This window comes from Gibbsiella greigii (assembly GCF_039540155.1).
Classification (GTDB): domain Bacteria; phylum Pseudomonadota; class Gammaproteobacteria; order Enterobacterales; family Enterobacteriaceae; genus Gibbsiella; species Gibbsiella quercinecans.
In genome coordinates, this window is sequence record NZ_BAABEM010000022.1 from 319352 (window position 1) to 342434 (window position 23083).

At 56.7% G+C, this 23083-nt stretch carries 22 protein-coding genes; 9 read left to right on the forward strand and 13 right to left on the reverse strand.

Annotation, left to right across the window (positions count from 1 at the left end):
• Positions 1–158: 158 nt before the first annotated feature.
• Positions 159–1160, forward strand: a complete 1002-nt coding sequence (locus tag AC559G_RS17425) for a bile acid:sodium symporter family protein (protein ID WP_498913449.1) — start codon at positions 159–161, stop codon at positions 1158–1160.
• 35 nt (positions 1161–1195) lie between these two features.
• Here AC559G_RS17425 and AC559G_RS17430 read toward each other — a convergent pair whose 3' ends face one another.
• Entirely contained in the window at positions 1196–1936 is a 741-nt protein-coding gene (locus AC559G_RS17430; RefSeq protein WP_498913451.1) for an SDR family NAD(P)-dependent oxidoreductase, read from the reverse strand.
• A 124-nt stretch (positions 1937–2060) separates the two neighbouring features.
• Between AC559G_RS17430 and AC559G_RS17435 the strand changes: the two genes are divergently transcribed.
• A complete protein-coding gene (locus AC559G_RS17435) occupies positions 2061–2972 on the forward strand; it encodes a LysR family transcriptional regulator (RefSeq protein WP_498913453.1) in 912 nt (303 codons plus the stop codon).
• A gap of 35 nt (positions 2973–3007) precedes the next feature.
• Here AC559G_RS17435 and add read toward each other — a convergent pair whose 3' ends face one another.
• Complete coding sequence (gene add / locus AC559G_RS17440; RefSeq protein WP_498913455.1) at positions 3008–4006, reverse strand: adenosine deaminase family protein; 999 nt, start codon at positions 4004–4006, stop codon at positions 3008–3010.
• Between the two features lie 487 nt (positions 4007–4493).
• On the opposite strand from add, the gene AC559G_RS17445 reads away from it, so the two are divergent.
• Positions 4494–5651, forward strand: a complete 1158-nt coding sequence (locus AC559G_RS17445; protein WP_498913457.1) for a serine hydrolase domain-containing protein — start codon at positions 4494–4496, stop codon at positions 5649–5651.
• Between the two features lie 18 nt (positions 5652–5669).
• Here AC559G_RS17445 and AC559G_RS17450 read toward each other — a convergent pair whose 3' ends face one another.
• Positions 5670–7148 carry a YdgA family protein gene (locus AC559G_RS17450; protein WP_498913459.1) on the reverse strand — a complete coding sequence of 493 codons (1479 nt, stop codon included), beginning with the start codon at positions 7146–7148 and terminating at the stop codon, positions 5670–5672.
• A gap of 136 nt (positions 7149–7284) precedes the next feature.
• On the reverse strand, positions 7285–8454 hold the full coding sequence (gene manA, locus AC559G_RS17455) for a mannose-6-phosphate isomerase (protein WP_498913461.1): 1170 nt from the start codon (positions 8452–8454) through the stop codon (positions 7285–7287).
• A gap of 199 nt (positions 8455–8653) precedes the next feature.
• Here manA and fumC point away from each other — a divergent pair, with 199 nt between their 5' ends.
• The 3 genes from fumC to AC559G_RS17470 all read left to right on the forward strand — a co-directional run bounded on the left by fumC (position 8654) and on the right by AC559G_RS17470 (position 11293).
• Complete coding sequence (gene fumC / locus AC559G_RS17460) at positions 8654–10051, forward strand: class II fumarate hydratase (protein WP_498913463.1); 1398 nt, start codon at positions 8654–8656, stop codon at positions 10049–10051.
• A gap of 109 nt (positions 10052–10160) precedes the next feature.
• Positions 10161–10856 carry a helix-turn-helix transcriptional regulator gene (locus AC559G_RS17465; RefSeq protein ID WP_498913465.1) on the forward strand — a complete coding sequence of 232 codons (696 nt, stop codon included), beginning with the start codon at positions 10161–10163 and terminating at the stop codon, positions 10854–10856.
• A 62-nt stretch (positions 10857–10918) separates the two neighbouring features.
• Positions 10919–11293, forward strand: coding sequence for a VOC family protein (locus AC559G_RS17470; RefSeq protein ID WP_498913467.1), 375 nt, complete (start codon positions 10919–10921; stop codon positions 11291–11293).
• A 6-nt stretch (positions 11294–11299) separates the two neighbouring features.
• On the opposite strand, the gene tus is transcribed toward AC559G_RS17470, so the two are convergent.
• Positions 11300–12229 carry a DNA replication terminus site-binding protein gene (gene tus, locus AC559G_RS17475; protein WP_498913470.1) on the reverse strand — a complete coding sequence of 310 codons (930 nt, stop codon included), beginning with the start codon at positions 12227–12229 and terminating at the stop codon, positions 11300–11302.
• 157 nt (positions 12230–12386) lie between these two features.
• Positions 12387–13652 carry an MFS transporter gene (locus tag AC559G_RS17480; RefSeq protein ID WP_498913660.1) on the reverse strand — a complete coding sequence of 422 codons (1266 nt, stop codon included), beginning with the start codon at positions 13650–13652 and terminating at the stop codon, positions 12387–12389.
• Positions 13653–13801: 149 nt separating this feature from the next.
• Between AC559G_RS17480 and AC559G_RS17485 the strand changes: the two genes are divergently transcribed.
• The 3 genes from AC559G_RS17485 to bioD all read left to right on the forward strand — a co-directional run bounded on the left by AC559G_RS17485 (position 13802) and on the right by bioD (position 16984).
• Positions 13802–14695, forward strand: a complete 894-nt coding sequence (locus tag AC559G_RS17485) for a LysR family transcriptional regulator (RefSeq protein WP_121552661.1) — start codon at positions 13802–13804, stop codon at positions 14693–14695.
• A gap of 162 nt (positions 14696–14857) precedes the next feature.
• Positions 14858–16075, forward strand: coding sequence for a sugar metabolism global transcriptional regulator Mlc (gene mlc, locus AC559G_RS17490; RefSeq protein WP_498913472.1), 1218 nt, complete (start codon positions 14858–14860; stop codon positions 16073–16075).
• A 231-nt stretch (positions 16076–16306) separates the two neighbouring features.
• On the forward strand, positions 16307–16984 hold the full coding sequence (gene bioD / locus AC559G_RS17495; RefSeq protein ID WP_095848645.1) for a dethiobiotin synthase: 678 nt from the start codon (positions 16307–16309) through the stop codon (positions 16982–16984).
• 45 nt (positions 16985–17029) lie between these two features.
• On the opposite strand, the gene clcB is transcribed toward bioD, so the two are convergent.
• The 7 genes from clcB to AC559G_RS17530 form a co-directional block, all read right to left on the reverse strand.
• Entirely contained in the window at positions 17030–18310 is a 1281-nt protein-coding gene (clcB, locus tag AC559G_RS17500; RefSeq protein WP_498913475.1) for a voltage-gated chloride channel family protein, read from the reverse strand.
• Positions 18311–18462: 152 nt separating this feature from the next.
• Positions 18463–18747: a DUF1161 domain-containing protein gene (locus AC559G_RS17505; protein ID WP_498913477.1), complete on the reverse strand. Its 285-nt coding sequence runs from the start codon at positions 18745–18747 to the stop codon at positions 18463–18465.
• Between the two features lie 88 nt (positions 18748–18835).
• A complete protein-coding gene (locus tag AC559G_RS17510; RefSeq protein WP_498913662.1) occupies positions 18836–19168 on the reverse strand; it encodes a DUF1283 family protein in 333 nt (110 codons plus the stop codon).
• A 238-nt stretch (positions 19169–19406) separates the two neighbouring features.
• Positions 19407–20156, reverse strand: a complete 750-nt coding sequence (gene ydfG, locus AC559G_RS17515) for a bifunctional NADP-dependent 3-hydroxy acid dehydrogenase/3-hydroxypropionate dehydrogenase YdfG (RefSeq protein ID WP_438599612.1) — start codon at positions 20154–20156, stop codon at positions 19407–19409.
• Between the two features lie 125 nt (positions 20157–20281).
• Positions 20282–20833: an isopentenyl-diphosphate Delta-isomerase gene (gene idi / locus AC559G_RS17520; RefSeq protein WP_498913664.1), complete on the reverse strand. Its 552-nt coding sequence runs from the start codon at positions 20831–20833 to the stop codon at positions 20282–20284.
• A gap of 107 nt (positions 20834–20940) precedes the next feature.
• Entirely contained in the window at positions 20941–21462 is a 522-nt protein-coding gene (locus tag AC559G_RS17525; protein ID WP_462616246.1) for a GNAT family N-acetyltransferase, read from the reverse strand.
• Positions 21463–21582: 120 nt separating this feature from the next.
• Positions 21583–23025, reverse strand: coding sequence for an MFS transporter (locus AC559G_RS17530; protein WP_498913480.1), 1443 nt, complete (start codon positions 23023–23025; stop codon positions 21583–21585).
• Between the last annotated feature and the right edge of the window lie 58 nt (positions 23026–23083).

A 23083-nucleotide genomic window follows, 5' to 3' on the forward strand; every position in this document is an offset into this window, starting at 1 on the left:
TATTCACGGTATTCACGGCTATCGTATCGAAAACCATGAAGCACGGTGATGCTGTGGTGGCGGGCGCTGTTTGTGCGCCGGAGTAATCATCATAGCCAATGCGGGTTGGCGCGTCCCAGCCCGTTATTTTTTTGTTCAACGTTGAGGAAAAACGATACATGTCCTGGCTGCAGCGCTTGCGCATTGATAAATTTTTATTGGTGATGGTCATGGTGGTGATCATCGCCTCCATTTTCCCCTGTGAAGGGATCTGGAAAGTCTTTTTCGATCGCCTGACCACGGTGGCGATCGCGCTGCTGTTCTTTATGCACGGCGCCAAGCTGTCGCGTCAGGCGATTATGGCCGGCATGGGGCACTGGAAACTGCATCTGGTGGTATTCCTCAGTACCTTTGCGCTGTTTCCATTACTGGGGCTGGCGATGAACCTGCTGGTGCCGGGGGTGATGTCGCCTACGGTTTACCTTGGCTTCCTGTATCTGTGTGCCTTGCCGGCAACCGTGCAATCGGCGATTGCCTTTACCTCTGCAGCCGGCGGTAACGTGGCGGCGGCGGTTTGCAGCGCGTCGGCATCCAGCATTTTGGGGGTTTTCCTGTCACCATTGCTGGTGGGTGCGCTGATGCACACCCAGGACGGCAATATCGATGTGTGGCATGCGATTGGCGCGATTATTTTGCAACTGATGGTGCCGTTTGTCATTGGCCACCTGGCGCGGCCGCTGATCGGGAAATGGGTTGATCGCCATCGCAAGATGATCAATATCACTGACCGATCATCAATTCTTCTGGTGGTGTATACCGCTTTCAGCGCCGCGGTGGTGGAAGGCATTTGGCACCAGATTGATGGCTGGTCACTGTTGGTGATTTTGGTGATGTCGCTGGTGCTGCTGACGATTGTGCTGGTGGTGAACACCTATGCCGCACGCTGGTTGGGCTTCAATACCGCCGATGAGATCACCATCGTATTCTGCGGTTCGAAAAAGAGCCTGGCGAACGGGGTACCAATGGCTAACGTGCTGTTCCCGGTGGCCGCCGTGGGCGCCATGGTGTTGCCGTTGATGATTTTCCACCAGGTGCAGTTGATGGTCTGCGCGGTTCTGGCGCAGCGTTATGCGCGCAAAACCGCCGCACAGGCGGCGGCCGAAGAGGCAAAAGCGGCCTGACGCCAGGCTGCGACATGCGTCGCAGCCTGCGGGAATTACAGCGTGGTGATGCCGCCGTCCACCAATACATCGCCGCCGGTCATATAGCCGTCGGGGCTGGCCAGGAACAACATTGCTTGCGCTATTTGCTCCGGGGCAGCGAAACGCCCGAGCGGGGTACGCGCCCGCAGCGCCTCGTGGCCGGCACTGCGTTGTTCCGGCGTCATGGCCGGCCATTCTAGCATGGCCGTCTGCGTGACGCCGGGCGACAGCGAGTTCACGCGGATATTTCGCACGGCCAGTTCAGCGGCGAAGCTGCGCGCCAGTGAGCGCACGGCGGCTTTACTGGCGGCATAGACGCTGCACCCCGGCCAACCGGCAGAATGCACCATTGAACTGGTCAGCACAATCGCGCTGCCATCGAGCAAGTAAGGCAGGGCCTGTTGCACGGAAAAATAGGCGCCTTTGGTATTAACGCGGAATTGCCAATCGAAAAACGCTTCGTCCACCTCAGCCAACGGCCGGCTTTCAAATACCCCAGCGTTAACCAACAAAACATCGATAGGGCCGAAACGTTCGGCCGTCGCGGCATAAAAGGCGGCTAATTGTTGCGTATCGCTAACATCGGTTTGGCAGGCCATGACCCCCAATTCACTTTCCGCTTGCGCCAGCCTGGGTTGGTTTTGCCCGCAGACAGCGACGTTAGCGCCCTGTTGGCGCAACAATTTCGCTGCAGCCAGGCCGATGCCGTTGCTTCCGCCAGTAATTGCCGCCACCTTTCCAGAGAATAGATTCATGCTGATTCCTCATTAAATGACACGGGTACTTTGTGATGGAAATGCAGTTTCTCTGGTTTTATGCGGCATGATAAGTTAGCGCCAGGGTATATGATTCATTCTCTATTGGCATAAATGGGGGGATATGGAGGGATTATTAGCGCTGCGGATATTCATTCGGGTTATCGAGCGCGGCAGTTTTTCCGCCGTAGCGCGCGAAATGGGGTTGTCGCAGCCCACGATCAGTAAGCAAATTCGCAAGCTGGAGCAAAGTCTGGGCATGGCGTTGTTAACCCGCAGCACGCGCCACGTGGTGCCAACGCAGGAAGGGCTAAGCTATTATCAGGCATGCCGGAAAGCGATAGCGGCATTGGATGAGGCAGAAAATCAATTCAATGCCGCCGCGGAGCGTTTATCCGGAGTGCTGAGCGTTGCGGCGGCGTTCGGCCGACTGGAAATTCTGCCATACCTGAGCGGCTTTCTTGACAGGCACCCCGCGCTGAAAGTTGAAGTACAGCTCAGCGACGATATTGTCGATCTGTTGCAATCCGGCATTGACGTTGCCTTCCGCTTTGGCCAACTGTTGCCGGAAGGGGCGATAGCCCGCCCGTTGGCGCGGATACCCAGCCGATTATTTGCCTCCGCATCGTATCTGGCGGCCCGTGGTTGCCCCCAGTCGCCCGACGAGTTGGCCGAACACGCCTGTATTACTTATCAGAATGCCAGCGGGCGGCAACGCTTTTGGACGTTACAACGGCAGGATCAGGTTTCCACCTTTTTGGTCAATGGGCAGTTGAGTTGCAATAGTTCAGAAGGGCTGCGCGCCGCCGTGTTGGCCGATATGGGGATCTGTTTTGCGCAACCTTGGCTGTTTCGCAAAGAACTTGAGGCGGGCAGCGTGCGGCCGGTCTTGCCGACGTACCATTTGCCGATTATGCCGTTGCATCTGGTCTATCAGGCCGATCGCCGCGGCAATGCGCGGGTGATGGCGCTGGTGGCTTATCTGGAACGGTGTTGGCGTGAGCAGGGGACGCTGCCGCCGTTAACCGCGCAATAGCCATCAGGGGCATACACCCCTGATGCGCCATTAAATCAGCCTTGCACTTTGGCGCGCAGCGCCTGCTTTTCCTGTTCGCTCAGAAATGCCATTTTCAGGCCGTTTTTCTGTGCGATGCGGATTTCTTGCTGCGTTAGCCCTGCCTGCGGGGCGGCGATACGGTATTCGTGTTCGATCTCAATGCCCTGAACCGCGGGATCGTCAGTGTTGATTGATGCAGTTACCCCATGGCGCAGGAATTGGGCCAGTGGATGCTGCGCAAGGGAAGGCACGGTGCTGGTTTGGATATTGGACGTCAGGCAGGATTCAATGCCGATGCCCTGCGCCGCCAGGTAATCCATCAATGCCGGATCCTGGATCGCTTTTACGCCGTGGCCGATGCGTTCGGCGCCCAGCTCACGAATCGCCTGCCAGATGCTTTCCGGGCCGGCGGCTTCGCCTGCGTGCACAGTGATCCGCAGCCCGGCGTCGCGGGCGCGCTTGAAGTGGCTCAGGAACCGCGTGCCGGGAAAGCCCAGCTCATCGCCGGCCAAATCCAGCGCGGTAATGCCGTCGCGGTGCGCCAGTAAGCCTTCCAGCTCTTGCAGGCAGGCCTGTTCACCGAAGGTCCGGCTCAGGATGCCGATCAGGCGCACATCAATATCATGATCACGGCAGCCGGAACGGATCCCGTCGATCACCGCTTCAACCACGCCGGCCACCGGCAACTGGTGCTTCATCGCCATGTAGTAGGGCGAAAAGCGCAGTTCCGCATAATGCAGCCCGGCGTTGACCGCATCCTCAACGTTTTCGTAGGCCACGCGGCGGCAGGCATCCAAATCACCCAGCACCGCCACGCCCCAATCCAGCTTTTGCAGGAAGCTCACCAGATCCGGCTCGGTATGGGTCACTTGCACATGCGGGCGCAACGCCTCCAGATCTTCGGCCGGCAGATCCATAGCAAACTGGCGACCAAGTTCAAGAATGGTGTTCGCACGGATGTTGCCGTCAAGATGGCGGTGGATATCGGTAAGCGGTAGGCGGGAGTCAATCATGATGTGCACTCGTCGTTTTGGTGTGGGTAAAGTGCAGAGCAGTATAAAAACAAATGGATGAAAATATCCATCATGTTGCATAAAAAAGTGATGTTTATCACGTTAATTGCGCACAATGCCAGCACTAGGCAGCTCAAGCGTTTTATGCTCTTGCTGAAAGGCATAATAACATTCTGTGCCGCGCCTCTTGGAACGAACGCACCAATGCTGGGTGAGAGAGAACCTGTTACCAACAAAAAAGGATCTTAATCAGATCCTTTTCTGAACAGATAATTCCTCCGTAAATGCAATAGGTTAAAAAGCATACTCGTTGTGCATTTTCGCAAGATTGGCCGTCAAGCTCCGGGATAAAGAATTTCTTCAAATAAGCAGTAAACGCTTATGTCACATTCAGTATAAACTTCAACCCGGCTATCTGATGGTTTATGCCTTTAACTTTCTGATGCGCCTTGTAAAATAATGGCATTATCGATTGATGGAGCAGCAGATGCACAATGAAGATGAGCGTTTAGCGGCGCGCATACGGTACGCCAATCAGCAGGCACTGGCGGAAGGGCGCCTGGTCGGCAGCGTGGTGCTGGTGGCGCGCGCGGGGGCATTGGTTTGCGCCGAGGCTTGTGGTGATGCCGATCGCGAGCGGCAGCAGGCGATGCAGCTCACAACGCAATTCCGGCTGGCTTCCGTTTCCAAGCCGTTCACCACGCTGGCGGCTATGCGGATGATCGAGCAACAAAAACTGGCGCTGAGTGATACGGTCAGCCAGTGGTTGCCCTGGTTTACCCCGGCGTTGCCGGATGGCCGGCGCCCAGCGATAACCATTCGCCAATTGCTAACCCACACCGCCGGGCTGGATTACCGCTTCCATCAGCCGCCTGATGGGCCTTACCACGCGCTGGGCGTGGAGGATGGCCTGGATCCATCGTCGCTTAGCCTGGAGCAAAACCTGCGCCGTCTGAGCTGCGCACCTTTGCTGGCAGAGCCGGGCCAAATGTTCAATTATTCATTGGCGATCGATGTACTCGGGGCGGTGCTGGAACGGGTGGCAGGTTTGCCATTGCCCCAGGTGTTTGAGCAATGGGTGGCACAGCCGCTTGGGCTGAGCAACACCGGCTTTAGCACGGATAATGCGGCGAATCTGGCAACGGCCTACTATAACAGCGCAACCGGCCCGCAACTGATGTATGACGGCATTAAGCTGCCCATTCCGCCTGATTTTGACAGTATTGTGGAGTTTGCGCCTTCGCGTGCGCTGGATGCCGCAGCGTATCCTTCCGGCGGTGCCGGCATGGTGGGCTGTGCACAAGATGTTCTGGCGCTGCTGGAAGCGCTGCGCACCGGTGGTAACGTGCTCCGGCCAGAGACCGCCGAACTGATGCGCCAACCGCACGTAGGGCCAGAGGCCGAAGTGATGGGGCCCGGCTGGGGCTTCGGTTTTGGCGGCGCGCTGTTGGCGGATGCGCAACGGGCGGCAACGCCGCAGCATAACGGCACCCTGCAATGGGGCGGCGTGTATGGCAGCAGTTGGTTTATCGATCCGGTTGCACAGTTGAGCGTGGTGGCGTTAACCAACACGGCTTATGAGGGGATGAACGGCCAATATACGATGCAGATTCGTGATGCCGTGTATGGGGTAAACCCCGGCTAAACGCCGGGGTGGGGAAGGTTACTGCTGCGCTGGGCCGGACATCAGGCCGAACAGGCCAATGAATTCCTGCAGCGTCATTTTATTGCCGTTCAGATCCACCTGATTATCGGCATAGTGGAAGCTGCTGCCGATCACGTCGTCCTTCAAGGTGGTCAGTTTGAACATTTGCCCCATAGCCGCCAGCCCTTGCACTTGCTGCTGCGCCAGCTTTTGGGCTTCGTCTGCGTTGTAGCCTTGCAAACGCGCGGCTTGCGCAGTGGTTTCCGTCGCCATGGCGACAGGAATGCTCAGCTTAGCGTCCACGGTTTTCACCGCGTTCGCCAACGGCTGATTTTGCGCCGCCGTGCTGGTGCCTGCCTGGGTTGGATCGGCCAGATCCAGCTTCAGGGTGAAATTGCTTTCGCCCTTGCTGTTTTTCCAGCTCAGCGGGGCGATGCTGACTGACGGGTTGCCTTTCAGCAACAGCGGCAGGTTTTGCAGCAGGGTATCCGTTGCCTGCCGTTGGTACTCGGTTTTATCCAGTTCGTTGCTTTTCTGCAGCAGAGCCAACGCCTGTTTGTTGTAGTTCTCAGAGAAGGCTTTTACTGATTGGCCGTCCAGCCGGTCGATTTTGATCGTGAGCTTGCTGGAGCCGAAATCGTTGCCCAGCACTTTCATCGCATCCAGGGTGTAGTCAAGCTGGCCGTTGATGTTGCTTTCCTGCTCGCCAAACTTGCTCACTACATTGAAACCGTCCAACTGTACGGTATCTTTACCGTCAATGGCCACGTTCATCTGTTTAACGGACAACTGCTGATCGCCCAGAGTGATATCTAACGAACTCGGCTGGTTGTTGCCGGTTAATTTCACATCCTGAAAAGTGAACTGCTCGACCTGGCCAAACTGGTTAGGCCCGCTGAACACCGTGCTGGCGTTCTGGATGTTCATCGACATGCCTTTCATATCCCGCGAGATCTCGGAATTGATGGTGGCGCCGCTAAATTTGACTGACGTCGCATCTTTTTGGTAATCAACCGGGATCACCTCGGCAACGGTAGAGATGGTGCCGCTGTAGGAAATGCGCGAATCGGCACTGAACAGCGGTTGGCCTTTGGTGATGTCAAACAGCGTTTTCAGCGCAGGAGTGTTCTCCAGGCGGGTATGTACCGAGGCCATGCTGGGTATCAGATTGAACTTTTTCAACTGCACCAGCGGGAACGGGCCGTGATCGATAGTATCTTGTAATACCACTTCATCGCCGGCTTTGAACAGCCCTTCACCGTTGGCGTTATTGCTACGCAACACATAGCGCACCTGGCTGCTGAACAGCCCACGCTGGTAGTTGTCGAAGCTCAACGTCATACCGAGTTGCGGCACATTCTGTTTTAACTGGGCGTTGGCGTTATCCACCATTTCGCCCATGCGTTGTTCGATAAGTTTGCCGGTGTACCAGGCCGCTCCAGTCCATGCTGCGCCAAGAATTACAATGACGCTGACAGCGACTAACGATTTTTTCATAGTTCTGTTCATCCTTTTTAGAGCCCCAGAGCGGGGCGTGTGGGCTAAATGGGCCAACAAAAAAACGCCCGCAGGCGTTTAATTGTGAAGGTAATGCACGTGGTATAGCAACTGATTTGCAAAATTTACTTGATGATTACGCCAGTAAATTATACACGCGAGCAATGCGGCCCTGGCCGCTGACGGTGATAGGGGACTCGTCGGCGCCGATAAAGCAAGACTCACCCGGTTGCAGGCGCACCGTCTCACCCTGTTTTTCCAACACCGCCTCACCCGTAACGCAAAATACGATGGCGGCGCTGTTTTGCGCTAACGGCAGCGGCACCGTGGCCAGCTCATGCAGTGAAAAGGCAAAGTCGTCCACCGGGATCGGGAAGAACAGCTCATTGCCGCGCTGTTCCGGCTGGGTGAGCAACCCCCTGGCTGGCTGCGGGCGAAACTGCAGATTAGCCAGCAATTCGGGGATATCGATGAACTTCGGCGTCAGGCCGGCGCGCAGCACGTTATCGGAATTGGCCATCACTTCCAGCGCCACGCCTTTCAGATACGCGTGCGGGGTTTCTGCGTACAGGAACATGGCTTCGCCCGGCTCTAATTTGACCACATTGAGCAACAGCGGCGAGAACAGGCCACTGTCTTCCGGGTAGAAGCCGGCGATAAAGCGGATGGTATCCCAGGGGTCGCCTTGCTGGCTGTTGAGCGCCGCCTTCAGCACGCCCAGCGCGCGTGTTTTTTGCTCACCGGTCATGCTGAGCAGGCTGGCAAACAAGGTGGCGAGGTGGGCGGTATCCGGTTGGTTTAGGAAAGCAGCGATATCATGGTGAGCGCCGGCAAGCGGCCGCAACAGGGCTTCGATATCAGCCAGTTCACGAAAGCCATTGATGGCCAGGAATGGCGTCAGAGCAACAACCAGCTCTGGTTTGTGGTTCGGGTCTTTATAGTTGCGCTCCGCCGCATCCAGCGGAATACCGGCGGCGTTTTCTTTGGCGAAGCCCACTTCCGCGGCAGCCTTGCTTGGGTGTACCTGGATCGATAACGGTTGATCGGCGCACAGCACTTTGAACAGGAAGGGCAGTTCGCCAAAGCGTCCGGCGACTTGCGCGCCCAACAGCCGTGGCTGGTCTGCATCTATAATATCCCGCAGCGAACGAGAATCACCGGCGACGCGCGAGCTGCTTTTCGGGTGGGCGCCCATCCACAGTTCCGCCATCGGCTTCCCGTCCGGATTGGCGATGCCATACAGGTTGGTCAGCGCATCGCGGGAGCCCCATGCGTAGTTTTGTACCGTATTGATCATTTTTTGCATGATTACTGCCTGCTAAATAAGGAAATTGTTGCTAAGTAAACAATGAGTGTTAGCCATGTGCAAGTAGATGATGTCTCAAAATGCTGTGAGGCGCCTCTATTAATGCGAATGATTATTATGTCACTATGCTGGGAATGTTTGTCACGGGGCAGGCGTGCCGCCGGCCCTTGCGCGTTTAGCTACTGCTAAGGAGACAATAATGGCAGCCGTTCGTATCGAAAAAGACACTATGGGCCCGATTGAAGTGCCCGCCGCTCAACTATGGGGCGCGCAGACGCAACGCTCGCTGGAGCATTTCCGTATTTCCTCGGAGAAAATGCCGCCCGAACTGATTCATGCGTTGGCGCTGACCAAACGTGCCGCCGCCAGTGTGAATATGGATCTTGGCCTGCTGCCGGGGGAGCGTGGCCACGCCATTATCGATGCCGCTGATGAAGTGCTGGCGGGCAAACACCCAAGCGAGTTTCCGTTGTCGATTTGGCAAACCGGTTCGGGTACCCAAACCAACATGAACATGAACGAAGTGCTGGCTAACCGCGCCAGCGAGCTGTTGGGTGGGGAGCGCGGCGAAGGGCGGCGGGTGCACCCGAACGATGACGTCAACAAGAGCCAAAGCTCAAATGACGTATTCCCGACCGCGATGCACGTGGCGGCGGTGATCGCCCTGCGCGAACGGTTGATTCCGCAGCTTAAGGTGCTACATAGCACGTTGAACGATAAGGCCGCCGCGTTCAGCGATATCGTCAAGATTGGCCGTACCCACTTGCAAGATGCCACCCCGTTAACGCTGGGGCAGGAAATCTCCGGCTGGGCCGCCATGCTGGAGCATAATCTTCGGCATATCGAGGCCAGCATTCCGCATATTTGCGAACTGGCGCTCGGTGGAACGGCGGTTGGTACCGGGCTCAATACCCACCCAGAATATGCGGTGCGGGTGGCCAAGGCGCTGGCGGAGCTCACCGGGCAGCCGTTCATCACGGCGCCCAACAAGTTTGAAGCGCTGGCCACCTGCGATGCATTGGTGCATGGCCACGGCGCGCTGAAAGGGTTGGCGGCTTCGCTGATGAAAATCGCCAACGACGTGCGCTGGCTGGCTTCCGGCCCGCGCTGTGGCATTGGCGAGATCGCCATTCCGGAAAATGAGCCGGGCAGCTCGATCATGCCGGGCAAAGTCAACCCAACCCAGTGCGAAGCCATGACGATGCTGTGCGCCCAGGTATTGGGCAATGACGTGGCGGTGAACATCGGCGGCGCATCCGGCAACTTTGAGCTGAATGTGTTCCGCCCGCTGGTGATCCATAACTTCCTGCAGTCCGTTCGTTTGCTGGCCGATGGTATCAGCGGCTTCAATGAGCACTGCGCCGTGGGGATCCAGCCGAACCGCGAGCGTATCAGCCAGTTGCTGAATGAATCGTTGATGTTGGTGACCGCGCTGAATACGCACATCGGCTATGATAAGGCGGCGCAGATTGCCAAGAAGGCGCACAAAGAAGGGCTGACCCTGAAAGCCTCGGCGCTGCAGCTTGGTTACCTGACGGAAGCGCAGTTTGATGAATGGGTGCGGCCGGAGGATATGGTCGGCAGCCTGAAGAAATAAACTGTTGTTATACAGGCCTATGGGGCGATAATGCCCGCCAGCTTTAAACCGAGGGGTTGAGCTGGCAGGTATTATCGCCTGCATAGGCCTTTTTTATGGAGAAAATGCGGTGTCACGTACCCAGCGCCTTTTAGCGTTGATGCAAATGCTCAGGCAGCATCGTTACCCGGTCGCCGGCCATACCCTGGCGCAGGAACTGGGGGTCAGCATGCGCACTCTGTATCGCGATATTGCAACGCTGCAGCAGCAAGGCGCCGACATTTGCGGCGAAGCCGGCGTTGGTTATCTGTTGAAGCCTGGGTTCACGCTGCCGCCGCTGATGTTTTCACCGCAGGAAATTGAGGCTTTGGTGCTTGGGATTCGTTGGGTGAGCCGGCGTGGCGACAGCCAATTGGCCGATGCGGCAAACCATGCGCAAGCCAAGATCGCGGCCGTATTGCCCGCCGCATTGCGCGATGATTTAGACAGTAGCACGCTGTTTATCGGGCCTGCGGACGCCACCCCGGTGGCGGATGACGTGATGGTATTGGTTCGCGCCTTGATCCGCCAGGAACGCAAGTGCGTTATCCAGTATGTGAATGCTGAAGGCGGCGCCAGCGAGCGGGTGCTGTGGCCGTTTGCTATCGGTTATTTTGAACAGGTGCAACTGCTGGTTGCCTGGTGCGAACTCCGCCAGACATTTCGCCATTTTCGCCTGGACCGCATTGGGCAAATAACCGCGCTGGAACAGCGCTATCCGCGTCGTCGCCGCGCGCTGTTGAAAGACTGGCGGCAACAGGAAGGGATCGCTACTGCCAAAAACTGACAACGTGATTGTTTAGCCTATGGGTATCGGGCCAACCGGCCTTTATCCATCAGGAGAACATTATGAATACCCCAGGCCTTACCCTGTTGTACGTCGACAATCCCGAAAAAAGCGCCGCTTTCTACCGCCAACTGTTGGCGTTGGAGCCGGTCGAGCTTTCACCGACCTTTGCGTTATTTGTGTTTGATAACGGGAGCAAACTGGGGTTATGGCAGCGCGATAAGGTGGTGCCGCCGGCTGAAACCGGTGGCGGTGGGGCAGAGTTCTGTTTCTTGTGTGCGTCCGCGCAGCAGGTGGATGCGCTCTACCAACAGTGGTGCGGGAAAAATGTGCCAATCATTCAGCCACCGATAGAAATGGAGTTTGGCTATACTTTTGTGGCGATCGATCCCGATCGCCACCGCCTACGTGTTTATGCGTTAAATAACGCATCGTAATGCGGCCTAGGCGTTGGTGTATAAATGCAGGCGCTTAATCAATAGCCGCAGCGGGCGGGCTTCAGGTTTGTATTTGTGTGTTACTGCATTGGCATCATAATTCAGCAGTTCTCCAATGCGCGGTATCTGCGGCCCGCTTTCTACCTGGCACAGCGCCAGCAGCGGTAACGGGCAGGGGTGTTGCACCTGTTTTTGCTGCTGCTGATACCACACGCGGGCAATCGGCTGTACTTTGACCGGCCGTTTGATCTTCAACACCGCCTGCTGCGGCAGGCGAGCGATATCCGCGATTTCGCGGCCTACCATTTCAGCCCACTGTTCGCGGTTATAGGGCGGCACGGTGCGCCCGGCCTTTTGGCTTTTTTCCAACTGGCGCAGAATATCGTCCCGGCGTACATTCTTGATGATGTGCTTGTTGGCCCAGCCAAAGCGCACCGAGTCCGGATTAGTGAGCAGGGTGAGCGTCCGGTAGGCGCTGAGGGTGAGCAGCCCATGCAGATGGGTATGCACAAAATCAAAGCGCTGTTCCGGCGCCAGGCCGGATTCCACGGTGATAATGTGCTCCAGCTCTTTTTTTAATCGGTTAATGGTGGTGATACGCTGGGTTAACGCCTGATAGTCGGCGTGTTCCACCGCCAGGCACACCACGCCGGGCAGGCGTACTGCGGCCTTGCTGCTGATATGTTGCTTATTGTTGTGGAGGAACAGCCGCTGATAGTGCGCCAGCGCCAGATCGCGCGCCTGCTGGCCAAGGTGTTGTTCAACCGGGATCTGGGTAATTTCCTGGTGCTCCTTGCCTTTTTCAATTTCTGGCAGGGTGAACACCCGCGCGGCCAGCAGGCGCAGCGGCAGGATTTGTTGTTGTAACGTCGCCAGTTCCTGCTCCAGGGTGTTGAAACAGGTATTCATGCGGCCTATAACATCGTATTTGCTCATTATCTCACCCCGTTTTAGTTACAACATACATTATAGGGTATCAACAAAAGGGGGCAACATCAGCAACAGTGAAAACAGGGAATAAAGCGGAAACCAGGTCATACAGCAAGAAATTGTCATGCCGGGGGTTGGCTGGCCCCGGCATAAGATAGGGCGATTAGATGCGTGCGGCTTCCGGCAACTTTTTCAGGTAATGCACAACCAGTAGAGCCAGCAGCAGCATAATACTGATAAACCCAACCACGCCGATCCAGCCAAGGCTGTGCCAAAATACGCCGCCTAACGTCCCGGCGATGCTGGAGCCTGCGTAGTAACAGAACAGGTACAGCGAGGAAGCCTGGCCTTTTGCCCGGCGGGCGCGGCGGCCAATCCAACTGCTGGCCACTGAGTGGGAAGCGAAAAAGCCCGCGGAGAACAGCATCATGCCGATAAACACCACGGCAATCGGCGCCAGGGCGGTGATCACCACGCCGGCCAGCATGATCAGGATAGATGCCCGCAACACCGGCCCACGCCCGAAGCGGGCGGTCAGTGCGCCGGCCTTCGGTGAACTGTATGAACCAGTGAGGTACACCACCGACAGCAACCCCACAACGGCCTGGCTTAAGTGATAGGGGTTTTCCAGCAGGCGATAGCCAATGTAGTTGAACAGCGTGACAAAGCTGCCCATCAGCAAGAAGCCTTCGGCAAACAACAACGGCAGCCCTTTGTCGTGCCAGTGCAGTTTAAAATTGATTAGCAGCGTGCGCGGGCGTAACGAACTGGCCCTGAAGTGCCGTGAAGCGGGCAGAATGCGCCAGAACATGCAGGCGGCGGCCAACGCCAACAGCCCAATGAACGCCAGGGCAATACGCCAACTGAAGAAATCCGTCAGCACACCGGTGATCAGGCGCCCGCTCATGCCGCCGATAGAGTTACCGCTGATATAAAGCCCCATGGAAAAGGCGACAAAGCTGGGATGGATTTCTTCACTTAGATAGGTCATGCCAACTGCCGCGACACCGCTGAGCGAAAGGCCAATCAAGGCGCGCATCAGCAAGATGCCTTGCCAACTGCTCATAAACGCACAGATTAGCGTGCAAACGGCGGCCAGCAGCAGAGCGACGACCATCACCGATTTGCGGCCGATGGCATCGGAAAGCGGCCCGGTGAACATCAGGCCTATCGCCAATAACGCGGTGGAAAGCGACAGTGACAGGCTACTTTCTGCCGGCGAGATACCAAAATCCTGCGATAACACCGGCAATATCGGTTGCACGCAGTAGAGCAAGGCGAAGGTCGCTAACCCGGCAGAAAATAGCGCCAACGTCACGCGCATAAATTGCGGCGTGCCACGTTCAATATAAGGGAGTCTATTTAGGGAAGCGCGTTTGGTTTTTGGTGCTGGGGCCGTGTCATCATTGGCGGCCGGCGTCGACGGCATAGCGGCCGCTGAACGCTGAGGGGTTGTCACAGTGTTTCCTTACCGAACTTCGGGTGAGTTAAATAGGTGCTACGTTGGTGTGGAAAATGATAGGTAGCCTGTACTATTTTGTCTAATATATTAATAATTAAAATTGATACGTATTAAATATGAATATTGAGCTAAGACACCTCCGGTATTTCATTACCGTAGCTGAAGAGTTGCACTTTGGCCGCGCCGCAGAGCGGCTGCGTATTTCCCAGCCGCCGCTGAGCCAACAGATTCAGGCGCTGGAAGAAATGGTTGGCGCCAGGCTGTTGTCCCGCAACAGCCGCAACGTGACGCTCACGCAGGCGGGGGAAATGTTCCTCAAGGAAGCCTATCAGGTTATCGATCAGGTAAACCGAGCGGCAGAAAAGGCCGCGCGCCTTGAGCGTGGCGAAATAGGGGAGTTGACCATTGGCTTTACTTCTTCTGCGCCGTTCATTAGCGCCGTGGCCCGTAGCCTGCGGGCATTTCGCCATCAGCACCCGGAAGTGCACATCAAAATGCAGGAAATCAACTCCCGCCAGCAGTTGAACCCACTGCTGAACGGCGAACTGGATCTGGGGGTTATGCGCAATACCCGTCTGCCGGACGCGCTTTGCCATGAGGTGTTGTTGCATGAGCCGCTCGTGGCGGTGGTGCCGGCGGGGCACCCGCTTAACCAGATCGCGCCCGGTGGGCTGCGTTTTCACCATCTGGCACAGGAGCCGTTCGTGTTTTTCGCGCGTGAAGTTGGCACGGCGCTATACGACGAAACGCTCTCGATGCTTGGCCGCGCAGGGGTCACTCCGTTTATTACCCAGGAAGTGGGGGAAGCGATGACCATCATCGGCCTGGTCTCTTCCGGGCTGGGCATTTCTATTCTGCCGGCGTCTTTTGCCCGGGTTAAAATTGATGGCGTTCGTTACCTGCCGTTGGCGGAGCCGGAAGCGCTGACCGAAGTGTGGCTGGTATTCCATCGGCAGCGGCCGTTAACCGCGGCGGCCAAGACGCTGCAGGCGCTGATGCTGCGGCGTTGACCGCTAAATTTTGAGTGGCACAAATTGGCGTTACCTGCAGCGGGAAATAGCGAATTTGTGCTGTAAATCACATAAATAATCAAACAGTTGACGCCTTCTGATAAAAGCTCCACCATAGCCAATAATCTTTATTTAGAAGCGCGAAAATAGTAGGAGCATCGTGTGATCGCGGACGGGAAGCCTGGGCATATTGACCAGATTAAGCAGACCAATGCCGGTGCCGTATATCGGCTGATTGATCTGTGGGGGCCTGTTTCGCGCATTGAGCTGTCAAAACGCGCGCAACTCGCGCCAGCCAGCATTACCAAAATTGTGCGTGAGTTACTTGAAGCCCACCTGGTGAAAGAAACCGAATACCAGGAAATAGGCAGCCGCGGCCGCCCGGCGGTGGGGGTGGTGCTGGATACCGAAGCCTGGCATTACCTCTCAGTGCGCATCAGCAGGGGCAGTATTACACTGGCACTGCGCGATCTCAGCAGCCGTTTGGTGGTTGAAGATCTGCTGGAGCTCGCGGCAGATCACCCAGAGCCGCTATTGCAGCGGATCGTCATTGAAATCGACCAGTTTTTTATCCGCCATCAACAGAAACTCGAACGCCTCACCGCGATTGCCATCACTTTACCGGGCATCATTGACGTCGCCAACGGCATCGTGCACAGCATGCCGTTTTACGATGTGCGCGAAATGCCGCTCGGCCCGGTACTGGAAGAGCGCACTGGGCTGCCGGTGTTCATACAGCATGACATCAGCGCCTGGACGATGGCAGAAGCGTTGTACGGCGCTTCCCGCGGCAACCAGAACGTGATTCAGGTCGTGATCGACCACAACGTCGGTGCCGGGGTTATTTCTGGCGGCAGGGTACTGCATGCCGGCAGCCACAGCGTGGTGGAAATTGGCCATACCCAGGTCGATCCCTATGGGAAACGTTGTTACTGCGGTAATCACGGTTGCCTGGAAACCGTCGCCAGCATTGAAAGTATTCTGGAACTCACCCAACAGCGCCTGAACGGTGCGATAGATTCGATGCTGCAGGGCGTGCCGTTAAGCGTTGAATCGCTGTGCGATGCGGCGCTGGCGGGCGATCAATTGGCGAAGGACGTTATTCTTGGCGTAGGCCACAGCGTGGGGCGCATTTTGGCGATCATGGTTAATCTGTTCAATCCGGAAAAAATCCTGGTGGGTTCGCCGTTAAACCGCGCTGCCGATATTCTTTTCCCGGCCGTTCTTTCCTGCATCCGTCAGCAGTCGCTGCCCGCCTACAGCGAACAGATCAAAGTGATCTCGACGCAGTTTTTCAATCAGGGCACGATGCCCGGCGCGGCGCTAGTAAAAGAAGCGTTATACAACGGCTCGTTGCTGGTGAAACTGTTGCAGGGTTAATAAACAGGCGTAATAACATTTTCTGTTTTAACAACAAATATTGAGCTACCTCAATCCGCTTCGGATCGCCATCCCATAGACTTTTGCCTGTCATAGGCTGTATCTATTTTGGCCGCTGCGCCACGCTAAAATTTACCGTCAATGTGAACGGTGGTGGCGCTGGGTTTTATCTCTGGGTTTCAGTCTGCGTATTCAGCATCATTTTTATTAACGGAGTATTCCGGGGCATTCATGTTAAAGCGTTTATTTGTGACAGGTACGGATACCGACGTCGGTAAAACTGTGGTTTCTCGCGCGTTGTTGCAGGCTTTTGCGGCGCAAGGCCGTTCTGTGGCAGGGTATAAGCCGATTGCGGCGCACTGCCTGGAAACTGATGAAGGCGTGCGCAATAAAGACGCTCTGGTTTTACAGGCATCGTCAACCATGCCGTTGTCTTATGAAGAAGTTAATCCTATCACCTGTATGGATGAGGTTTTCCACGCCCACGCAACGCAGGATATTGAATACAATGTCATGAGCCGTGGCCTGCAGCAGCTTTCCGCCAAGGCTGATACCGTGGTGGTTGAAGGCAGCGGCGGCTGGCGGGTGCTGATGAATGATTTACGCCCATATGCAGAATGGGTGGTGCAGGAGCAACTGCCGGTGATCCTGGTGGTCGGGATTAAATTAGGCTGCGTTAGCCACGCATTGCTGACAGCGCAATCGATCATTAACGATGGCCTGCCGCTGTTGGGCTGGGTAGCCAACCGTATCAACCCAGGCTTGGCGCACTATGCCGAAACCATCGATGCGCTACAGCTGCGTATTCCTGCGCCGTTGCTGGGCGAGATCCCGTATCTCCCGCGTGCCGAGCAGCGCGAGCTGGCGCACTACCTGGATATTTCCCCATTGCTCGATCGCGAGGCATAACGTGCAGCTCGTTCACGCCCGCAGCCTTGGCGCGGGCGTGAATGCCTAAGCATTGTGGTAAACCGAAACCTGTCGTAGCCCGCGGGAAACCGTGGTGGCTACCACGCAAGAAAGCAAAAACCCCGGCAGCAAGGCATATTCCCCTGTCATTTCAAATACCATTAGCGCGGCCATGACCGGCGCGTGAGTCGTGGCGGCAAGAAAGGTTGCCATCCCGGTCAGTGCCATTAGCAATGGCGTGGTGGCACCCAGCGCCGGCCACATGGCGCACAGTTGCCCAATGACCGACCCCAAAGCCGCGCCGACAAACAGCGTCGGGGTGAAAACGCCGCCCGGGGCGCCGGAGCCGCTGCTGGCCAGCACCGCCAGCAGTTTACATAGCAGGATCGCACTGACCAGCAACGCGCCCGGCGGCGCAGAAAGCAGAGCCTGCACCACGCTATAACCATTGCCCCAGGCCTGGGGAAACACTAGTGAAAGCAAACCGACAATCAACCCGCCGAGCGCCAACTGAAACGGCGGCTTCAGGCGCAACGCGCGAAAAGCACGCCCGCTGGCCGCCAGCCCCCACAGGAACAACGGCCCACCAATCCCAGCCACGACGCCCAACAGAGCCATCAGCAGGTATTGCAATGGCCAGGGCGCCGGAAGGTTTTCGACGGCATACAGCGGCGCCTGGCCGCCATTGAGCAGGTTGGTAAGTAGCAGGGCGCTGACGGCCGAGATCACCACCGGCCCCAGAGAGGCTAGCATCAGTGTGCCAAAGAGGATTTCGGCGATAAACAGGCTGCCGGCCAGCGGCGCATGATAGGCGCTGGCCATACCGGCGGCGGCGCCACAGGCAACCCACAGCTTCCATTCCCGCGCGTGGGTAAAGCGCTGGGCAAATACCGATGCCACCAACGCCGCCAACAGAATCATCGCCCCTTCACGGCCGATGGCGCTACCGCTGGAGACCACTAACAGCGAAGCCAGGCATTTCACCAGGCTGGCGCTGACGCCAAGCCGCCCGTCGCCGGTTTCGATCGCTTCCATGTAGTCGGTTGGTGCCGCCGGGCGTTGGTGGCGATAGCGTTGATAGATCCAGAGCAGCAGCCCTGCCGCCAATCCGCCCAGAGCCGGGGTCAGAACCCGTCGCCAGCCCGGCAGCGCCGCCGCCGCGGCAACCAGACTGCCGCTGTTGTGATCCAACAGCAGCCATTCAAGCAGCAGCATGGCGCTATGGAATCCCCAGACGGCCAGTGCGGCGGCCAGGCCAATAAAAATGGCGATAAATAGCCGCCGCAGCAGGGCGCGATATTGGTACAGGTGGGCCCAAGGTTTCATATGTCTTTCAAAGCAAGCGAAAAAGGGAAGGCGATGCGTACATTGTGCGTGTCTGTGCCGGTGAAAACCAGAGAATTGTTACGCAGGCGAAAGCCGGTGGGATTAGCCCAAAAAAGAAAGGGCCGTTGCTACGGCCCCAGAGTGAGAGCGGATTATTGCGGCGCGCCGCTAGCCTGGCCGGCGTCACTGCCTTCGCTATCGCCGGACAAGCGGGTATAGACAATTTTCTGCGTGTCGTTTTCGCAGTGCCCCACCACCTGGCCGCCGGCCTGGTCGGCCTGATCGTTAGCCACAATATCCAGCTTGAAGCCCGATTCGGGCACGCCGTTATTGATGATCTTCTGGGCGATGTCTGCCTTCACACTTTCGCATGACGCAAAAGCGGCCAGCGGTGCGGCAGCCAGCACAAGTACACTTGCTATAAGCGCTTTTTTCATCCTACCGTCCTTATTTGCCATGAATTCCGTTTCTGAGGATAACAGCTGTTATCACAGAGTTTAACCAACGTGCGCCTTCGCCTGCCGATTAAGGATTAATCCGACGGCCAGTCTGGCGATCCAGGCATTTACGGGTATTGGGTTCCCAATAAGCATTGACGTTGGTGCTATCGTTACAGCGATCTTCATCATCAATCGCCTTATCGAACTTGTCGAACTCTTTCTCTGTTCGAGTATTAACCTTGTTGCGCAGCGTACGCGTATCGTTCCACTGCTCTTTGTTCTGGCGGGCCGCTTCGTTGTTTAATGCGCTATTGCCGCTGCCATCGACGGTGACGCAGGTACTGCCCTGTGTGCAGGTAGCGGCAACGGCCGGCCCCTGCCACGCACCAATAAACACCAACATTGCGGCTGGCAGCATTCCACGCAGCAACCACGGAGTAGACATTTTCTTCATCGATTCATCCTTATGATTTCGCGTTGCGCGGTGATAACAACGCCATATAATCTCGCCACTGGGCGTAGGCGGCACTATACCATTACGATCTTGGGCGATGCCAGTTACCTGCCGCATTCGTTTACTTTTTAGAGAGGGAGATCATGGCGCAGGGGAAAGGGAACGTATTGAGGCCGGCGGCTATGGCGCCGCCGGCAAGGCATCAGGCACCGCGGTAAACGTTCAGCCCGGCGAATGACTGGCTGACAGGCATCATTTCCAGCGTATTGATATTCACATGCGCCGGCAGGGTCGCCACCCAGAACACGGCTTCCGCCACATCTTCCGCCGTCAACGCATTGCTGCCTTCATAGGTTTTGCTGACTTTGCCGTCATCCCCTTTAAAGCGCACGTTGGAGAATTCTGTGCCGCCGACCAGTCCTGGCTCGATATCGGTAACCCGAATCTGGGTGCCATGCAGATCCGCCCGCAGCCCCAGGCTGAACTGGCGGACGAAGGCTTTGGTGGCGCCATAGACGTTGCCGCCGGCATAAGGCCAGTTGGCGGCGGTTGAACCGATGTTAATCACATGGCCGACATTGCGTTCCACCATTTCGGGCAGCAGCGCGCGGGTCATGTTCACCAAGCCTTTGGCATTGGTATCAATCATGGTTTCCCAGTCGTCTGCATTGGCTTTATAGGCTGGCTCCAGCCCCAACGCCAGCCCGGCGTTGTTAACCAGTACGTCGACATTTTTCAGTTCCGCCGGCAGGTTGGCGATGGCTTCCTGGATGGCGGCGCGGTTACGCACGTCAAGGCGGAGGATATGCAGTGCATCCCCTAATTCGTTTTTCAACGTTTGCAGGCGTTCGATGCGGCGGCCTGCGCCAATAACCTGATGGCCTTCACGTATAAACTTGCGGGCAATTGCTTCACCAAAACCGGAGGTGGCGCCGGTGACAAAAATGATCATTATCCTGTTCCTCAGCTGTTTTACCGTTGACTACCATTAACATAATCCTATACCAAGTGGCAGAGGGAATGGTCTGCAAGACAAAAAAACGGGGTTCTGTGCTGTTAACTCACTGATTTAAGGCATTAAGATTGGGCAGCAGCGCTGGCTACGTCCTGCCAGCGTTTAAACTCGGCGCTCGGCGTTTGCTGGAAGATGGTCTGGAACCAAATGGTGTAGCGCTGCGGTTGGCGGCGCAACTGCGCGGCGATCGTTGTTTCTTCCAGCCATTGCCAAGCGGCGGCTTCAGATGGGTTGGGCGTGGGAGCCCGGTTATAATGGCCAACCAGAATATGATCGTATTCGTGCTCGATCAGATCGTTGGGCAACGGTGAGCGGTAAGTCAGCGTCGCGACTTCCTGCAGCGGGCAATCAAAGCCCATTTCTTCCTGCAGACGGCGGTGCGCCGCGGATTCCAGCGTTTCCCCCTGGCGCGGATGGCCGCAGCAGGTATTGCTCCACAGCCCGGCGGAGTGGTATTTGCATGCCGCACGTTGTTGCAGCATAAAGCGGCCTTGCTCATCAAAAATGAACAGTGAAAACGCCCGGTGTAACATGCCGAGTTGGTGAACCCGCAGCTTGGTATCAGCGCCGATCGGCTTGTCATCCTTGTTGACTAAAATCAGCATTTCTTGCATTGCGTCTTTTTGCACAGGTAATCCCTTGTTCTGCCTAATGATGAATACGCGAATAATAAAGCAAAGTGAATGCTAATGCAGGGCCAGACGTGCGGCCCTGAGCGGGATCAATGCTGTGGCGGCAGGTGATAGACAACACAGTCGTATTTGATGTTGTCACGCCGGCCGTTGATAACGCCACCCAGCGCTTCCGCAATACGCCTGCTGGCGGTATTTTGTTCCGCGACCGGGTAAACAAAGTGTTTGGGGTGATAGCGCTCGCTGGCCCAGGCGGCGACGGCGTGCACCATTTCACGCCCATAGCCCTGGTTGTGCAGGTTTTCTGCCACCCAAACCCCCAGCTCCGGCGTTTGGCTCTGCAAATTGTGCGCGCCGACCATGCCGACAAACTGTTTACTGCCGCAGAGGCGGGCGATGAAGATCGCTTCTTCACCTTCGCGGATCAACGGCAGCCAGCCTTGCCAGACGTTGGCGAACTCTTCGGGCGAAGCCGACGGTTCAAAGTTCATATAGCGGGTCAGGGTAGGGGTGATCGCCTGATAAACCTCTTCGGCGTCTGCTGCGGTAAAAGGGGCAATTAACAACCGGTCAGTATTCAGGCGGCACTGAGAAAGGTCACTGTATATCATTATTATTACCTCGCTTTTCAGGCCAATAAAGGCAAAAAATCCGCGCCGGTTAAAAACGGAGCGGATCATTAATACTACGTTGATTAATCGCCAATGAGAATGATTTTTCTTGTGGCGTGATTATTCGCGTTGCTGCTTGCCTGCTGCGCTCTCCTTGGCCGGCGCCAGTATCCGTTGGCGGATGACGTCGCCGGCGTTGCGGGTCAGCGTCAGCCCATTGGCCACCGCCAGTAACGCAATTATGCCGATCGCCACGAACGCCAGCTGAAATGCGCCTAACGGTACCGCGTTGCCGTCGCCGGGCAATAGCATTTCCGCCAGCCGCAGGGCCAGTGCGCCGATGGCGATGCTCAGGCCGCCGCCGAGCTGCTGGGCCATGTTAAAAAGGGTATTTGCACCGCTCATCTTTGCCTGCGGCACTTCAGAAAACGCCAACGTATTCATCGCGGTAAACTGCATGGAGCGCGTCAGGCCGCTGATAAACAGCAGAATGACGATCAGCCAGAACGGCGTGTGCGGCGTGAGTAACGCACAGGCGAAAATGGCCGCCGCGTTCAACACGCCGTTGACCACCAGCGTGGTGCGGAACGGGAAGCGATACAAAATGGCGGTGGTAAAGGGTTTCATCGCCAGGTTGCCGGCAAACACCGTCAGCACCAGTAGCCCGGCGCTAAAGGCACTTAGTCCAAACGCCAACTGGAACATCAGCGGCAGCAGAAAGGGCACCGCACCGATGGCGATGCGGAATAGCGTACCGCCCCAAATAGTGACGGCGTAACTTTTTAGCCGCATCGCCCACAGTTCGATCAGCGGGGCAGCGCTGCGTTTGGCATGGAATACCGCCAGCACGCCGAGCGCCACGCTGGCGCAAACGCACAGCACTGGCACCAACCACGGCAACTGCGGGTGGCTTATCATATCCAGGCCGAACATCAGGCCGAAGCAGGCAACGCCGGTAAGCACAAAGCCCAGCATATCGAATGGAACTTGGCTGCGCGTATCTTCATGCGGGATCAGGCGCCAGGTGAAAAACAATGCGATCAGCCCAAGCGGCACATTGAGAATAAAAATCCAATGCCATGAAGCATAGGTGGTAATGAAACCGCCCACCGGCGGCCCCAGAACCGGTGCCACCAGTCCCGGCCAGGTGATGGTGGCAATCGCTTTGATCAGGTCCGTCTTGGCGGTGTTACGCAGTACCACCAGGCGGCCGACCGGCACCATCAGCGCGCCAGCAATCCCCTGCAAAATGCGTGCGGCCGTGAAAGTGGGCAGGCTGATGCTGAGCGCGCACAGCACCGAGGCCAGGGTGAATGCCACTACCGCAGCGGCAAACACATTACGTGCGCCGAAACGGTTGGCGATCCAACCGCTGGCGGGGATAAACACCGTCAGCGCCAGCAAATAGGCGGAAACGCCGATGTTCATATCAACGGCCTGCACGCCAAAAGACGCCGCCATTTGCGGCAGAGCGGTCACGATTACCGTGCCGTCAAGGTTTTCCATAAACATCGCACCGGCAACCAGCAGTGGCAGGCCGTTAAGGCGGGTAAATACGCTCATGCGTGAATGATATCCATCAGATTACAGTGGTCTTAGGGGCTACCCCGAAACCAAAACT